The following is a 14,817-nucleotide window of genomic DNA, read 5'->3' as shown; positions in this document are numbered from 1 at the left end:
TGAGTAAGGAGGTGGAGATGATTGATGCAAAAAAAGGAACGGGTCAGAACAACTGCAGTGTTCTGGCGCGTTCCAACGCTTGCAATCGATTTTTGGTCTGTAATTTGCCATAGATATTGTTAATATGTGTTTTTACAGTTGCAAGGGAAACGTTCAGTTTGAGCGCTATATCTTTATTGGACATCCCCGTTTCCATCAATCGAAGCACAGTTTGTTCTTTGGCTGTTAGAGCAGCCGCCGTTCTTTCATGGGAAATGCTGGCTTCCCTGTCGGCTGACGGGAACAATCTTAGCAATCGTTTCACGTATGATAAAGGCACCTTGTGACTGGGACGACGATGTTGATTTTGGCGCAATCGGATATATTGATCCAACAATTGCCCAAAAGCTGCTCCTTCGTCAACAAAGGTTCGGATGTATCCTTCCGGCCACGCCAATGCAAGCGCCTCTTCCAATACGTCCATACAATCTGCAATCTTTCCCTGTAAGGATAGGATCCTGCTCTTATGAACGAGCAGACGGATGCGATCGCTTTGCCGTCCTGCTTCTTTTGCAACGAAGAGGAGACGCTCCGTTAAAGCAGCGGCTTCCTCGATTTTCCCCTGTTCTGCCAATATAGCAGCCAGTAAATCATATTCCTTGATCATGGACACCGGAATTTCATCACGGAATCGCAAGCCGCACTTTCTCAGCCATTGTCTCACTGGTTTCTCTTCTCCTTGCATCCAGCCCAGCATGGCTCGAAACGAGGCGATTTTCCCGGACAAATGCGGATTCGCCATCTTGGACGTTTGTTGGGCTAACTCTTGCAATATTTGATTTGACGTCTCCTCATCTCCCTGTACGGCGGCAATGCGGGCAAGCCACAGCGCCGCGATGGTCGCCAGGCTTTTATTATTATGCGATTTTCCAATATGATAGGCTTGACGCACAACCTTTTCCGCTTCGACCAAGCGATTTCGTTCGTACTGCATTTTTCCAAAATCGATATATAAATGAGCAACAAAAAGCACATTTCGGGTCTCAGACCAAATCGACTGCAAGGGCGTCAACACCTGTTCCGCCAGTCGAAGGCTGTCATCCGACACGTAGATGTCCCACACCGGATGATAGCCATCCCCATCGCTTCCGAACCCAATGAAGAAATCGCCTTCCGGATGTTTCTCTACATATTCCTGTGAAAATTGTACGGCATATTCATAATCCCGATCCATAAATGTGCGGAATGCAGCTAGAAAAACAAGTCCCGCTTGTAAAGTTTCGGCTACAACAGGAGGAAGGGGATCTGTGTCCTCTTCCAGCCTGCGAATCGCTCGCCAATACCCGTCTGTGGCCGCTTCGACATGCCCGGACATGTACTGGGAAGCGAGTTTTGTCAACAGCATCATCGGCCTGGCAAATAACAGCGTGTCGGGAATTGCGTTTAACCACGTGCAAAGCGTCGTCCATTCATTGGACATCAGTTCCTGCGCAATCGTCTCTATTAATGAAAGCGCATGTTCGTAACCGGCAGCCGCTAGGTAATGATCTACCGCTTCATGCGGATAACCGTTCTCTTCCAACCATTTTCCTGCTGCCATGTGAAGTAATTTCCATTGCCGCGGCTCGCGCATTTTCAGTTGCGCCGTCAAAAATTGTCGGAATAAATGATGGTACCTGTACCACTCCCGCCGGTCGTCCAGAGCCATAAGAAACAGGCTCTCCTTGTCTAACTGTTGCAGATAGGTATCGCTCTCGTCTATGTAGGTTACCGCCTGACAAAGTTCCCCTGTCATCCGCTCTAATATCGAAGTTTGAAGCAGAAATTGCTGCATCGTTTCGGATTGACGGGAAAACACTTCATCGAAGAAATATTCTGATATGTCCCGTTCCGTTCCCGCCATCTTCCGGATTAGTGATGCGGGATCGGCATGTTCGTGCAACGACAAGACCGCCAGTCGCATCGCCGCTGCCCATCCCTCCGTCTTTTTTTGTACGGCAGCCACGTCTTCGATGGATAATTCCATACCGCCGCAATTCGCAAAAAATTCAGTTGTTTCGTCCGAAGCAAAACGGAGATCGCTTGCATCCAACCGGTTCAGCCTATTTTCTGCTCGTAGTCTGGAAAGGGGAAGCGATGGAGCATTTCGGCCTGCAAGATAGAGATGGACATGTGACGGCAAGCGTTCCAGCAGATAATTGACGCCCTTCAAGATTGACGCTTCTTCGATATGGTGAAAGTCATCCCATACGAGCACTGTCGTTTGCGATATACGATGAAGCCCGTTGACGAGCGCAGCAATCAGTGAGACACCCGATGGATCTTCTGCGGCATGACGAAGCACGTCCTTTTCGTCAAAAGACGGATATGCTTGTTTTAGCGCCGCAATTGTATGTGCCCAAAAGCGCATGCGGACATTATCCCCTTGATCATGCGAGACCCAGGCAACGGGATTTTCCAGCGTCATCACCCATTCGCCGAGCAATGTGGTTTTGCCATACCCCGCTGGCGCTGTGATCAAGGTAAGTGTGCGATCCAACCCTTCATGCAAACGACGGGTGAGGCGGGAACGCGCAACAAGCACGCTTCGCGATCGGGGAATATGAAGTTTCGTGGCTATAATCACGGTTTAACCCCTCCCTTTGGTAATAATCATTAAGGAACGAACAGTTTCTCTACCATTTTATCAAAAATCTTTCATTTAGGCGGCCTATCGGAGCATGTCTTTCTTAATTATTTGGTAAATGGCCGTGTTTTCCAGGAGCATTTGTTCGTAGACTGTTGTTACGTGCAGGACTTACCCACTTAATGGAGATGAATACCAATTTTGTTGCATAGAAAACCAAGCCATTGAGTAATGACTGGGCCAATATTTTTCAAAAAAGCTTGTAAACCGTTGGGTTGCCGTGTCAAAATAGACTTGGATTGAGTCTACGTGCTTGGCACGGACTTCACAACGGGTATGAAAAAGAAGATCAACTACTTGGCCGTGGGTGACTTCTTCTTTCTTACCCGTTTTTTCATTGTACTCCCATTGAGCAAAACGAACCAACAATTCAGCGATGAATAATAGACTGAGATGAGCATGGACATGATTTTCATTCGTTGAATGGCATTGTGCCAACCCTAGTTCCTGTTTCGCATTGCGAAAAAAGATCTCAATCGCCCATCTTTTCTTGTAAACATGGACAATTTCCGTTGCCTTTGCGGTCACCTGATTACTGAGCAACAAGGCAAACACTTTTTTTGTCTCACCATTCTCTTCATCTTCTTCCAGATAAGCGGTAACAATAGCATTCACAGGCTTTAAAACGGGTTCTTTTCGGTAGCCTTTTCCTCTATGAATTTCGTCGATCTGGAGATAAATATCGGTAAAACGCATGCAAACCGGTCCTTTTTTCTTCCAAAAGGCAGAGAACGGTCTTGCCTCTTTGTACAAGGCAGAAGGCAGAATCTGAATGAAACGCTCTTTTCCTCGGATCGTTACTTTGCGGTACAAGGTCGTATTCGATTTGGCTCTCGTTACCCAGTCAAATTCAAGTTTTTCAATAGCGAGATAAAATTCTTTCGCAAAATACCAGCTATCCAGTGCCACCCATAATCGTACCGTTTCGGATACATAGCGTTTCAGTTGCTGTAACATAAGCAGAGCCAAATCCAACTTAGTCAAAGAGCATCACCATGATGTTGATTCCAAATGGCATAGAACAACGGATATTGTAGTCCTGAAGCTTTCACAGCATGAATAACAACGAGATTCATGGCATAGGCGTACGTTTTGCTGCAATGATCGAACAAGCGATACAGAAAAGGCATTTTTTTCGCATGGTCGTGTGAAACCAAGGTATCGTCTATGGCAATCACATCTCCTTCCTCCAGTCGAGTTGCAGGGTCTTCTTGGAACTTTCCCACCCGTTTATCGTTAAAAAGATCCCGTTGGAAAGGAGATACCATAAATCGACTGAAGACGGATTGCGTAATGGCTTTCCCGTGAAACATGGCTTGCAGAAGGCGATCTTTCGCATAAAACTCGACGGTTTGCAGACAGGAAGAGCACCGAGCGAGCAGACCAACAACAAAGAGAAAAGCGAGTTTTTTGACAAAAATGTAAAAACCAAAAACTTACTGCAACTGGGTAAGTCATGGTTACGTGGTGAAAACATCACGAAAATCAAAGTATTGGAGGAATGACATGAATACGTATACCTATTACGCTATGCCAACTTACACCCCCAATCATGTTGATTCGGCAGATGTATGAGTGGCATATGAAAATGCAATATTATCGCGGGCAGCAAAGGGCTTACCATGTAGAACAAGCGAAGCATTTTCAGGCACTTATGGGCCAAAAAGCAAACGTATCCAATGACAATGTTGCCTAACATGGAATAGTATCCCCTACACCAGAACTAGCAATTTCCATATCGGCACTTCAAAAATTTGTGACTTATCGAAGATCATTGTGAACTTTTTCCCTTTAAGTAACCATAAATTCCGAAACACTCAGCTTCCGGTGGGATGCTTACCAGCATGTGTATATGATCTACACAAGCTTCTGCCTCCACTATCTCTACTTCTTATCGTTCACATAATTCACGAATAGTCAGGCGGACAGTTCCCCTTGCAAACGATCTCTTATATCCTATCTTAGCAGTGACATCCTATAATAGTAATTGTCAGGTAAATTAATATCTTTTACTCGTTGGCTGTTATCCCTGTGAGTCTTCCACTCCCGGAAGAAGGCCTGGTATTTTATCCTTTCCTATTTTTATAATAAAGTCATTCAATTCCTTTACACTATCATCAATCGCTTCGTAGGTCTTTCCGTCAAACGTTAAACTGCTATCGAATCGATATGTTTTGTCCCCTTCTTTCAAATCTAAAAAATACAAGTATCCGACGCCTTTGCTCTTTGTTTCTCGCAACCTAATACTCTTTATCCGTAAGATAATATCTTGAATTGTTTTGGAATCAGTAATTGACATCTTGTTACCATCAGCAAACTGTACATCGATCCCATTCACATTTAAAAGATCACTTTTTATCACGTCGATTAAAGACACAATATACTCTTCTCCCTCATCATTTTTTGTACTGTCACAAGCGGCAGTAATTGAAGTGAATAGTACAAACAACATAATATAAATAGGCATAATTTTAAACATTCCTTCTCCCCCTAACCTTTAGACGATACTTTTCACCAAATGGTTCCATATCAAAATAAAGGAAGTAGCCTTTCGGCTACTCCACTTTTTATTTGGGTACGACCTTAACAGTTTCATTCCAAGAAAGCTGTGGCAGGTAAATGTAAACGTCTTTAGGAGTATTGTCCCATGTATCATGTACAATCACCCATCTAAACCATTTAAGATTTTGCTCTGTATCTTGATATTCTTCGTAACCAACACCTGTCATATCATGATTACCATATGTTGCGTCATCTACAACATTGATAATATCCGGTCTATCATTATTCATTTCTGTTTTATGTGTACTAAAGCTTGCGCTAACCCTTGATACACTTACTTTATAGTTTTTATCACTCCAGTAATTCACCATTCCTGTCACTCTATCATCCCAACCAGTCGTACCATCACGATTAGTATTCATAAAATCCGCCATTTCTTCGATTAATTCATTTGTCGTAGTACCGCGCTGAACCAAGTTAGGATACCCGTTATTGGCCCAATATTTTACAATGTTTGAGAAGGAAGTCGGGCTGCAACCAAGGTGCCAGCTGAAATCTGGAACGCCAGAAATTATTTTTTTCGAATAACTAATAATTGTTTGAGGTTCTATAGATAACGGTGAAAATTCTAGATCTGAATGCTTACTTAGATCCATATTTTCATTGAAAGATTTACCTTGCAACGTTCCTTTGCTTTTGAAATCGCTGCTCGTTATTATTTTACCTTGTCGAATGTCAATAAATTCCGACGTATTTCGCTTAATATAATACATGGTTGCGCCAACGTAAATTGGTTGACCTTCGTTTAAAAACTTAAAATACGGATGGCTCCCTTCTCTTGCTGATTCTAAAACAACAGGATCATTTTCCGCACTAACGATCAAATAGCCGCTATCTGTACCTCCAACTGTAACCGAGAATAAGTAAGCAGTAACGTTACCGTCAAAATCAAAAAGGGGAAATTCAAAGTTCACCTTGGAATCATGCCAATCATCCGTGTTGGCTTCTACAATGCCAACGTAGTGGGCAGCCACATACCCGGCTTTATCGTATTGACTTGCTTGAGTTGCTGAGTCCGACTTTCCATTTGCAAAAACTGATGCCGGCATAAGAGCAAGAATCACCGCTAAAAGTAATGACAAGCAAATTCTTCTCATAATAACGTTCCTCCTTATAATTTTTTACATAGTGGCAATTGTAACAATAAAATCAGCTTATAGCACCTTACCTTTCATAGAGTAATCAACTCCTTTCTTCTTTGAATTCGTGCCCCTCTTTCCCTTATGTAAGCAACATTCATGAAGAAGGGTTTCAGGAGCCCGTTCCACTTGAATGTCTAATCTTTCAGTCTATTTATATGACGGCTTAAACAGCCACAATCTAACGATAATTTTTATACAACTTTTCTGGCTCTTCCTCTCCAAAGCAAATAGAATTTATGCGCTCCCCCCCCCCGTATAGGACGGAACCAGTGGGCCAAAATGCCAGGATTCATTGCTCGTGTAGTGGGTTCCGTTAAAACCCGCGGTCTTTACATCTCAATTCCAACTCTTTACAATTGATGTTGACAATAATTCACAAAATAGAAGATAAAAATATAAAGAGGATTGTTGCTATGATGAGGGAGTGGTCATTTTTACTCTATCAAGACTTTGATACTTTGGCTCCAGAGTTGCAAGAAGTGGTCTATCGTTCTTTCTACAGCATGGTATACAAAGATATTTTTTATCTTCTGGGTGATCATGCTCTTACAGAAGATATGATTCAAGAAGCATTTTTCAAAACCATTACTATTGTCGGAAATCATAAGGTTTCGAATATGTCCGCCTGGATGAGACAAGTTGCCCGAAACTTGACCTATGACTTTCTGAAAAAAACAAAAAAAGAGCGTTATACAGTGGACTTAGATGCTGTCATTAATGTTGAGAACGATATAACACTTGGTATGCAACAGATTAGCGTTGCCAATGAAGTAGAAGACAAGATTAGAGATGAATTACTTCATCAAGCGATCACAGAGTTGAAGCCGGATTATCGGATACTCATTACGCTATTTTATATTGAGGAAAAGTCTTATAAAGAAATAGCAGCTGAACTTGGTCTTCCGGAGCAGGCAGTAAGCCAAAAACTGATGCGTGCGCGCAAAAAATTACTTCATCAATTTCAAAGAAAATGGGTTGATTTTAATGGAAAATGAGTTCAGTCAGAATAAAGAACTGAAAAAGGCGATGCAACGCATCCATGACAATATCGAAATCCCTGATAGCACACCGTCCTGGCTGAAGGTCCAAGCTCGTTTGAATAAAGGAAAACGTCGAAAGCAATGGAAACGCAGATGGAAAATTAGTGGCGCGATCGTGGTCTGCTCTTTTTTGGGTAGCATTATAATTAGTATTACAACTCCAACTGCATACTCCCAGATTTCTTCATTACTTAAACGAATACAGAATCAAGTGATCGAATTCTTTCATGAAGAACCTGAACCGAACCCATTCGAGTCAAAAACAAATGACATGGATGATCATAAAGATAAAAATATTGTTAGCGGCACTCGAATGGATGAAGTTACGTTGGAGGAGGCCCAGTCAAAGGTTTCCTTCCATCTTTTACTTCCGTCTACGATTCCCGAAAGCTTTGAGCTGACTTCGATTCGGATTTTCGGTTCAGCAGAAGGAACCTGGAATCATGCTCAGTTCGAATATACCAATGATAACGGGGAAATCTTGAATATTATTCAACATGAAATTGATGGTAAAACGTCTGGATTAAAGGTAGAGATGCCACTTGATGCGGGTGAGTATAAGGACATAGTTATTAACGGAAATAAAGCAATCTTGTTAATACCGATCGAAGGAAATGCAAATTTGGAGTGGCTAACCGAGGATCGGATCATGGTACGGATATCGGGTAAGCTACCAGAATCAGATATAATTAATCTAGCCAAATCACTGCATTAGAAAAGCGAACGGCACTCGGGACCGTTCGCTTTTCTTCACTTAATTAAAATACTATTCGAATATCGGAAGCCTTCCTCTTTTACATTCCCATATTTAATCCAGTGCTTAGACTTTACACGGTAGTAGCACCCTTCTATTACGGGAATATCATCGGTATAGTAAGCATAGGAAGCGTCGCTATAAGTACTATTAGGTCCGGTATTCACATCAAGCCAATCATTTCCGGTCCATCGTTGCAAGGTTAATTGAACGCCTATCGTATCAACCTTCCTTGTTCCAAAAGTTTGGCCCCAAATGTTGACTTTTTCATCACCAATGTATGATATATATCCCGCGCCGTCGTCTAAGTATTTAAAGTCCGGGTCAAAAATAGTAAAAGGAGTAACTTCAAGCGGCGGCGGCGGCTCCGTCTTCGCTTCGCTTCGTTGCTTGAGGAAGCAAAGACCTGTCCAGAAAACATTAAACTGAAAACCAGTACTGCAGAAATTAAAACTTTTACCCTTGATTGCACAAAATACACACCTTTCCTTGTATTCTTATAAATCATGACGAAAATATTATATTAAACCTAACGTTTTTTTTCGATTTAAAATCATAAGAATTTTCCTGCCTTCTATTGCCTCCCTACAGCACTGCCTAGATCCATTGCATTAATATACTCTATGGACACTTCACATTGTAATAATAGGTTTGATTTACCAAAATCCATCTATCTTAGTGATCCCATTATGAATCTTTTTTCAACCTTAGGCATTTACCGTGTTTTCCAAGGACATTTGTTCATAGACCGTTGTTACGTGGTAAAAACATCACGAAAATCAAAGTGCTGGATGAAAGTGGCATATGAAAATGCAACATTATCGCGAGCAGCGAAGGGCTTACCATGTAGAACAAGTTTGAAGCATTTTCAGGCATTTATGGGCTAAAAAGCAAACGTATCCAACGACAGTGTTGCCTAACATGGAATATGTATCATGGAGCGACTTTCTGAATTAGGGCAAACCCTATGAAACTCTTCGACAAAATCAGAACAACTCAAATCGTTCATGGATCAACACATGGTTTCTTTCGTGATTTATGGTACGAAATTTCTTGTTCGTAGAATTATATCGGATGGTTCTTTTCAAATTGTGTATAACGAAATTTGTAATGATTTGAAGAAAGAAGAGTTGAAGCACCGCAAAACTGCTTTACAATCTGTTCATCGATAAAACCACTTCCTTAGGCTCCCGGCCTTTTTGTACGGGAGCCTTGTTATTTGTAAAGATGAAATCTAATTTGGGGCGGTTTTTGGAGATGTCCGCCAATGCAAGGCCATCCACTACTGTTGCCTTGAGGCCCCCAAGTCACTATCCAAGACAAAGGTAATACGCTAGACGCCTAACAACGACGTAGTGAATCAATGCTTGACGCAGTCATAAATGTAGGGCACTATTTTTGACTTTTTTGTGACTAATAGTTCAAAAAATAAAAACGGGAACGTTATCATCCGAAATTCCTACTATTAAAAATTTTAATTAATTTTGGCAGGAGGTTGCTTTTGAGTGGACAACCTCCCATTTACTTAATGAGGAGGTGTAACATTATGGAAAAAAAGCAAAGCACGATTATCGCAATTGAAAAAGGTTTTAGCAGTTATGTTAATTCATGCCTTAGTCGAGCCAGTCGTGATTATTTCAGAAGACTAAAAAGGGAATACCAACGACTGGTACCCTATGAAGAACATGTTCCAGAGCTCTCTCTTACTTACAGTATTGTTGTATGCCCTTTCATTTATGTCGAAAAGCGAATCAGTCTGGAACAGGCCATGCAAATTTTAAGTCCTTCCGAGAGACAAATGCTATACTTGAAATTTTATTGTGAAAGAACCGACAAGGAAATTGCCCGTATGTTTGGAGTAACCAGACAGGCTGTAACAAAATCGAAAATCAATTTGTTAATCAAGCTTAAAAGTCTTATGGATTGTTAAGCAAGAACACATAAGATGTCGCGCTCCTCCTAAGCATCTCGAGATTAAGACTTACTAAAAAAGGAGGAGCATGGAATGCGTGAAATCATGGAACTGATTCAGTTGGCCCAGCAGGGCGATCAACAAGCAGAAGCTGAGCTTATCGAGCGCTATGAGCCTCTGATTAACAAATACTCTCGCTATTATGGTGTGATCAATGAAGACTGCAAGCAACAACTTATCATTGAATTTATTTTGGCGGTTCGCCGTTTTGATCTTGATCGTTACAAGGATTAGAGAACGGCCGAGCTTTAGAACGTTTATGTTCTATCGCTCGGCTTTTCTTGATTAGCGTTTTATCCTGATGCCCCGCAAATACAAACTTTCCTCGCAACTTTATAAAAATATTTATTGCTAAGGTTGCCTTTCTAAGTGAATCCTCCTATTTATTTTGTAGGAGATGCAAAAAACTTTGGTCTCCAATACCCACTTGATCATTGACAATACCATATGCATACTTCAAGTACTTTTCTTTTGCATCCGTTAAAAAACGGAAAGCGACTGGACGGAAGCGCGAAGACTGCTAGTTCTTACTGGCAAGAGCGATACCTTCTGGCTCCAAATCAACCTGTGGTGGGTTGAATCGCCATGATGTGCAAGAGGGATAATGATACTTCTGCCCGGCCAGCGTCACTGCATTGGGGGCAGCCCGCTCGGACGAGGGGGAGTCTCTGTGAAAAACCGGAGCTATGATGCCGCATTACCAATGGCAGCTTGAAATGTGCTTATTTTCAGGAAAACACAATTTGATCAGATCTCTTTATGTTCACCGCCTAACGATGATTTATACATAACTTTGTAGAGAGGAGATTGCGATGTTGTACAATTCATTCGATACATTGAGTCAAAAAGAAACATATGACTTGCTGTTTCAAAATTATCCGGATGTAGTCAATGTTGTTCAAATGTGCGAAATGTTGGGCGGCATCAGCACCAAAACTGCCTATAAACTGTTGAGAGCCAATAAAATTGAACATTTCAAAATTGGCAGAGCTTATAAAATACCGAAGATTAACATTCTCCTCTATCTCCAACATATGACTCAACATTATTCTACTTCACACTGTAACGCTTTAGTGCATTGAATTTCTTATTGTACTATGTTACACTAGGACCGTCAATGGTAGGAGATAGGGCTGCTATATCAAGGAGGGACATGGATTGGTAGCAGGCCACCTACAGGAGAAGAAAGGTTATTTCTACATTGTTTTAAATTATAAGGATGAGCTCGGTAAAAGGAAAAATAAGTGGATCTCCACCGGATTGCCCGTGAAAGGTAATAAGAAAAAAGCCGAAGCATTGCTTGTTGAAGCTCGTAAAAATTTTGAATCCCCTCAGCAAGCAGATAAAGAAAACCTGTTGTTTTCAGACTTCATGCTTCAATGGCTGGAAATGATGAAGCACCAGATTGAAATCACTACTTATGCTTCCTATTCACATGCTGTAAAAGGCAGGATCGCGCCCTACTTCAAAGAAACAGGAATTTTGCTTAAAGAACTGCAACCAAAGCACATCCAGGAGTTTTATCGATATGAGTTAGAAGTACGCGGCGTTACAGCGAATACAGTGATTCATTACCACGCTAACATTCGTAAAGCACTTCAATACGCGTTCAAAACCGATCTTATTCCGTCGAATCCCGCTGACAAAGTGGAACGCCCGAAAAAAAATAAATTCGTCGGCAGTTTTTATGACAAAGAAGAAATGAACAAGCTGTTTGAAGCAGTTAAAGGCGCTCCAATTGAATTAGCGGTATTGCTCGCTGCATTCTACGGGCTGCGTCGAAGCGAAGTGGTTGGGTTAAAGTGGGATGCGATTGATTTCAAAAATAAAACTATCACCATCCAGCATACGGTGATTGAAGTATCCGTTGAAGGAAAATATATTACCGTGGAGAAAGATCGCACCAAAAACAAATCGAGCCATCGTTCCTTGCCGCTGGTTGTCGCATTCGAAGAATTGTTACTGCAAATAAAGGAACAACAAGAACGAGATAGGTACCAGTATAAAAATTCTTACTGTACCGACTATCTTGATTATATTTATCTGGACAAGTTGGGGCATCGAATCAAGCCGGGATATATCACACAGCATTTTCCGCTTGTTCTCGAAAGACATAAGTTGCGGCGGATTCGTTATCATGATCTGCGACATAGTTGCGCTAGTCTTCTTCTCGCTAACGGAGTGAGCATGAAAGAAATTCAAGACTGGCTTGGCCATAGTGATTTCTCAACAACCGCTAACATTTATGCTCATCTGGATGTCAGTACGAAAATTACTTCCGCTCATGCAATGAGCGAATGCTTACAGCTTTAAAAACAAAAAAGTCCTTTAGGGCTTATCCCAAAGAACAACAACGTAGTAATATGGTACCGGTGAGAGGACTCGAACCTCCACTCCCTTGCGGGAACCTGATTTTGAGTCAGGAGCGTCTGCCATTCCGCCACACCGGCATATTATTAAGCCTCCGATGCTCCTCCTGATAAAGGAGAGAACTACAGGAGAGAACTTGAAAAACATAACTTCAGAGAGATACAGTAATACCAAGGCTTTAGCGGTAATATCCTTGACTGACGAAAGCGATTTTGAGTCGTTCGCGTCTGCCATTCCGCCACACCGGCACATTTTAATGTCTCCATCGCTCCTCTGGACAAAGGAGAGAATTGCAGGAGAGAACTTTTGAAACATCTTTTGAAGAATCCAGTAATACCAAGGCTTTAGCGGATAACTCTTTGACTTACGCTCACGATTTTGAGTCGAACGCGTCTGCCATTCCGCCACACCGGCAAATTATTATGGCGTGCCCTAAGAGATTCGAACTCCTGACCTTTTGATTCGTAGTCAAACGCTCTATCCAGCTGAGCTAAGGGCACATACAAATGTTGATGATACTAGTAAGTCAGACCTTCTATTTCCAAACTTGCGGTAACAATGCCGAAGACCAGACTTGAACTGGTACGGTAGTAACCTACCGCAGGATTTTAAGTCCTGTGCGTCTGCCGATTCCGCCACTCCGGCAAGCTGAAGGCGCCACCCAGATTCGAACTGGGGGTAAAGCTTTTGCAGAGCTCTGCCTTACCACTTGGCTATGGCGCCTTAATGGAGCGGAAGACGGGGATCGAACCCGCGACCCTCGCCTTGGCAAGGCGATGCTCTACCGCTGAGCCACTTCCGCATAACTGGGGATCCAGGATTCGAACCTGGGCATGACGGAGTCAAAGTCCGTTGCCTTACCGCTTGGCTAATCCCCAATATAATTTAATGTATGGGGCGATCGACGGGAATCGAACCCGCGGATCCCGGAGCCACAATCCGGTGCGTTAACCACTTCGCCACGACCGCCGCATGATAAGCTTACTGGCAGGGGCAGCAGGAATCGAACCCACACCAAAGGTTTTGGAGACCTTTGTTCTACCTTTAAACTATGCCCCTGAATGGTGGAGGATGATGGATTCGAACCACCGAACTCGTAAGAGAACAGATTTACAGTCTGCTGCGTTTGGCCACTTCGCTAATCCTCCAGAAAGAAAAGCTGGTGCCGCCGAGAGGACTTGAACCCCCAACCTACTGATTACAAGTCAGTTGCTCTACCAATTGAGCTACAGCGGCACATTACAACTTCACTAATGGTGGCTCGGGACGGAATCGAACCGCCGACACGAGGATTTTCAGTCCTCTGCTCTACCGACTGAGCTACCGAGCCTTATTCAATTGTAAAAGAAAAATGGCGGAGCTGACGGGATTCGAACCCGCGGTCTCCTGCGTGACAGGCAGGCATGTTAGGCCTCTACACCACAGCTCCATGATTCCCCAAGAAGGGGATCCCAAGAGATCGACATATGAACTCCAGGGATATTATTGCGGGGGCAGGATTTGAACCTGCGACCTTCGGGTTATGAGCCCGACGAGCTACCGGGCTGCTCCACCCCGCGGCAATAGTAATGTGGTGGACGCTGACGGGATCGAACCGCCGACCCTCTGCTTGTAAGGCAGATGCTCTCCCAGCTGAGCTAAGCGTCCCTGATGACATGACCCGTACGGGATTCGAACCCGTGTTACCGCCGTGAAAGGGCGGTGTCTTAACCGCTTGACCAACGGGCCATATGTATTATGGCGGAGAGAGAGGGATTCGAACCCTCGAGACGCTTTTGACGCCTACACGATTTCCAATCGTGCTCCTTCGACCAACTCGGACACCTCTCCAGATGGCTCCCCGAACAGGACTCGAACCTGTGACAACTCGGTTAACAGCCGAGTGCTCTACCAACTGAGCTATCAGGGAATATGGGACAACACATTACAGTATAACATATTTAGTTTTATTTGAAAACAGGTTCATTATTCCCTGAAAACTAGAAGCGAATGCTGCTGCATCATCCATTAGATAGTTGTGTTATCGGGGTCCCCGCAAAGTACTCGGACTCTGCTTCGAAGCTTATCGTCACTTTGTGGGGATTGATTTGGTTAAGCCCTCGACCGATTAGTATTCGTCAGCTCCATGCATTGCTGCACTTCCACCCCGAACCTATCTACCTCGTCGTCTACAAGGGGTCTTACTAATTGGGAAATCTCATCTTGAGGGGGGCTTCACGCTTAGATGCTTTCAGCGCTTATCCCTGCCGTACTTGGCTACCCAGCGATGCCTCTGGCGAGACAACTGGTACACCAGCGGTACGTCCATCCCG

General features: G+C 43.2%; 12 protein-coding genes, 17 tRNA genes, 1 rRNA gene and 1 pseudogene. 7 read left to right on the top strand and 24 right to left on the bottom strand.

What is annotated here, in order from left to right:
* Positions 1 to 43: 43 nt before the first annotated feature.
* The 3 genes from KJS69_RS00155 to KJS69_RS00145 form a co-directional block, all read right to left on the bottom strand.
* Positions 44 to 2,605, bottom strand: coding sequence for a winged helix-turn-helix domain-containing protein (locus KJS69_RS00155; protein WP_213581049.1), 2,562 nt, complete (start codon positions 2,603 to 2,605; stop codon positions 44 to 46).
* Positions 2,606 to 2,776: 171 nt separating this feature from the next.
* On the bottom strand, positions 2,777 to 3,649 hold the full coding sequence (locus tag KJS69_RS00150) for a transposase (RefSeq protein WP_213581048.1): 873 nt from the start codon (positions 3,647 to 3,649) through the stop codon (positions 2,777 to 2,779).
* On the bottom strand, positions 3,646 to 3,843 hold the full coding sequence (locus tag KJS69_RS00145) for a hypothetical protein (protein WP_213581047.1): 198 nt from the start codon (positions 3,841 to 3,843) through the stop codon (positions 3,646 to 3,648). The genes KJS69_RS00150 and KJS69_RS00145 overlap by 4 nt, the downstream gene beginning before the upstream one ends.
* Positions 3,844 to 3,876: 33 nt before the next feature.
* Between KJS69_RS00145 and KJS69_RS00140 the strand changes: the two genes are divergently transcribed.
* Complete coding sequence (locus KJS69_RS00140; protein WP_213581046.1) at positions 3,877 to 4,170, top strand: hypothetical protein; 294 nt, start codon at positions 3,877 to 3,879, stop codon at positions 4,168 to 4,170.
* Between the two features lie 221 nt (positions 4,171 to 4,391).
* Here the strand turns inward: KJS69_RS00140 and KJS69_RS29500 are convergent.
* From KJS69_RS29500 to KJS69_RS00125, 3 genes and pseudogenes are all read right to left on the bottom strand, one after another.
* Positions 4,392 to 4,580 (bottom strand): annotated as a pseudogene (locus tag KJS69_RS29500) (transposase); the annotation flags it as partial.
* Between the two features lie 108 nt (positions 4,581 to 4,688).
* Positions 4,689 to 5,144 (bottom strand): hypothetical protein, encoded by a 456-nt coding sequence (locus tag KJS69_RS00130; RefSeq protein WP_213581044.1) that lies wholly within the window; start codon positions 5,142 to 5,144, stop codon positions 4,689 to 4,691.
* Positions 5,145 to 5,232: 88 nt separating this feature from the next.
* Complete coding sequence (locus KJS69_RS00125) at positions 5,233 to 6,324, bottom strand: C39 family peptidase (RefSeq protein WP_213581043.1); 1,092 nt, start codon at positions 6,322 to 6,324, stop codon at positions 5,233 to 5,235.
* Between the two features lie 458 nt (positions 6,325 to 6,782).
* Here KJS69_RS00125 and KJS69_RS00120 point away from each other — a divergent pair, with 458 nt between their 5' ends.
* The 6 genes from KJS69_RS00120 to KJS69_RS00095 all read left to right on the top strand — a co-directional run bounded on the left by KJS69_RS00120 (position 6,783) and on the right by KJS69_RS00095 (position 12,448).
* The gene (locus tag KJS69_RS00120) at positions 6,783 to 7,364 is read left to right on the top strand and encodes an RNA polymerase sigma factor (protein WP_249730278.1); all 582 of its coding nucleotides are present in this window, start codon (positions 6,783 to 6,785) and stop codon (positions 7,362 to 7,364) included.
* Positions 7,354 to 8,124 carry a DUF4367 domain-containing protein gene (locus KJS69_RS00115; protein ID WP_213581042.1) on the top strand — a complete coding sequence of 257 codons (771 nt, stop codon included), beginning with the start codon at positions 7,354 to 7,356 and terminating at the stop codon, positions 8,122 to 8,124. Before KJS69_RS00120 ends, KJS69_RS00115 begins: the two co-directional genes overlap by 11 nt.
* 1,585 nt (positions 8,125 to 9,709) lie before the next feature.
* Complete coding sequence (locus KJS69_RS00110; RefSeq protein ID WP_213581041.1) at positions 9,710 to 10,093, top strand: sigma-70 family RNA polymerase sigma factor; 384 nt, start codon at positions 9,710 to 9,712, stop codon at positions 10,091 to 10,093.
* A 75-nt stretch (positions 10,094 to 10,168) separates the two neighbouring features.
* Entirely contained in the window at positions 10,169 to 10,369 is a 201-nt protein-coding gene (locus KJS69_RS00105) for a helix-turn-helix domain-containing protein (RefSeq protein ID WP_163859579.1), read from the top strand.
* A 578-nt stretch (positions 10,370 to 10,947) separates the two neighbouring features.
* Complete coding sequence (locus KJS69_RS29495; protein WP_213581040.1) at positions 10,948 to 11,217, top strand: helix-turn-helix domain-containing protein; 270 nt, start codon at positions 10,948 to 10,950, stop codon at positions 11,215 to 11,217.
* A gap of 76 nt (positions 11,218 to 11,293) precedes the next feature.
* Complete coding sequence (locus KJS69_RS00095) at positions 11,294 to 12,448, top strand: tyrosine-type recombinase/integrase (protein ID WP_213581039.1); 1,155 nt, start codon at positions 11,294 to 11,296, stop codon at positions 12,446 to 12,448.
* A 51-nt stretch (positions 12,449 to 12,499) separates the two neighbouring features.
* Here the strand turns inward: KJS69_RS00095 and KJS69_RS00090 are convergent.
* From KJS69_RS00090 to KJS69_RS00005, 18 genes are all read right to left on the bottom strand, one after another.
* A tRNA-Leu gene (locus KJS69_RS00090) sits at positions 12,500 to 12,585 on the bottom strand.
* 343 nt (positions 12,586 to 12,928) lie between these two features.
* Positions 12,929 to 13,005: transfer RNA gene (locus KJS69_RS00085), tRNA-Arg, on the bottom strand.
* A 59-nt stretch (positions 13,006 to 13,064) separates the two neighbouring features.
* A tRNA-Leu gene (locus KJS69_RS00080) sits at positions 13,065 to 13,150 on the bottom strand.
* A gap of 7 nt (positions 13,151 to 13,157) precedes the next feature.
* Positions 13,158 to 13,228: transfer RNA gene (locus KJS69_RS00075), tRNA-Cys, on the bottom strand.
* A 4-nt stretch (positions 13,229 to 13,232) separates the two neighbouring features.
* Positions 13,233 to 13,307: transfer RNA gene (locus KJS69_RS00070), tRNA-Gly, on the bottom strand.
* A gap of 4 nt (positions 13,308 to 13,311) precedes the next feature.
* Positions 13,312 to 13,383: transfer RNA gene (locus KJS69_RS00065), tRNA-Gln, on the bottom strand.
* A gap of 15 nt (positions 13,384 to 13,398) precedes the next feature.
* Positions 13,399 to 13,474 (bottom strand) — tRNA-His (locus KJS69_RS00060).
* A 16-nt stretch (positions 13,475 to 13,490) separates the two neighbouring features.
* A tRNA-Trp gene (locus KJS69_RS00055) sits at positions 13,491 to 13,564 on the bottom strand.
* Between the two features lie 3 nt (positions 13,565 to 13,567).
* Positions 13,568 to 13,653: transfer RNA gene (locus tag KJS69_RS00050), tRNA-Tyr, on the bottom strand.
* Positions 13,654 to 13,665: 12 nt separating this feature from the next.
* A tRNA-Thr gene (locus KJS69_RS00045) sits at positions 13,666 to 13,741 on the bottom strand.
* A gap of 18 nt (positions 13,742 to 13,759) precedes the next feature.
* A tRNA-Phe gene (locus KJS69_RS00040) sits at positions 13,760 to 13,835 on the bottom strand.
* Positions 13,836 to 13,857: 22 nt separating this feature from the next.
* Positions 13,858 to 13,934, bottom strand: a tRNA-Asp gene (locus KJS69_RS00035).
* A 56-nt stretch (positions 13,935 to 13,990) separates the two neighbouring features.
* Positions 13,991 to 14,064: transfer RNA gene (locus KJS69_RS00030), tRNA-Met, on the bottom strand.
* A gap of 12 nt (positions 14,065 to 14,076) precedes the next feature.
* Positions 14,077 to 14,152: transfer RNA gene (locus KJS69_RS00025), tRNA-Val, on the bottom strand.
* A gap of 9 nt (positions 14,153 to 14,161) precedes the next feature.
* Positions 14,162 to 14,233 (bottom strand) — tRNA-Glu (locus KJS69_RS00020).
* Positions 14,234 to 14,243: 10 nt separating this feature from the next.
* Positions 14,244 to 14,335: transfer RNA gene (locus KJS69_RS00015), tRNA-Ser, on the bottom strand.
* Positions 14,336 to 14,338: 3 nt separating this feature from the next.
* Positions 14,339 to 14,414, bottom strand: a tRNA-Asn gene (locus KJS69_RS00010).
* A 178-nt stretch (positions 14,415 to 14,592) separates the two neighbouring features.
* A 23S ribosomal RNA gene (locus KJS69_RS00005) occupies positions 14,593 to 14,817 on the bottom strand; the annotation flags it as partial.

This window comes from Paenibacillus sp. J2TS4, assembly GCF_018403245.1.
Lineage (GTDB): Bacteria > Bacillota > Bacilli > Paenibacillales > NBRC-103111 > Paenibacillus_L.
This window is presented reverse-complemented; position numbering and strand designations above follow the sequence as displayed.

Excerpts from the sequence above, each read along its gene's own strand:
- KJS69_RS00130 (WP_213581044.1), bottom strand. The coding sequence starts at position 5,144 with ATGTTTAAAATTATGCCTATTTATATTATGTTGTTTGTACTATTCACT.
- KJS69_RS00125 (WP_213581043.1), bottom strand. The coding sequence starts at position 6,324 with ATGAGAAGAATTTGCTTGTCATTACTTTTAGCGGTGATTCTTGCTCTT.
- KJS69_RS00120 (WP_249730278.1), top strand. The coding sequence starts at position 6,783 with ATGATGAGGGAGTGGTCATTTTTACTCTATCAAGACTTTGATACTTTG.
- KJS69_RS00115 (WP_213581042.1), top strand. The coding sequence starts at position 7,354 with ATGGAAAATGAGTTCAGTCAGAATAAAGAACTGAAAAAGGCGATGCAA.
- KJS69_RS00110 (WP_213581041.1), top strand. The coding sequence starts at position 9,710 with ATGGAAAAAAAGCAAAGCACGATTATCGCAATTGAAAAAGGTTTTAGC.
- KJS69_RS00105 (WP_163859579.1), top strand. The coding sequence starts at position 10,169 with ATGCGTGAAATCATGGAACTGATTCAGTTGGCCCAGCAGGGCGATCAA.
- KJS69_RS29495 (WP_213581040.1), top strand. The coding sequence starts at position 10,948 with ATGTTGTACAATTCATTCGATACATTGAGTCAAAAAGAAACATATGAC.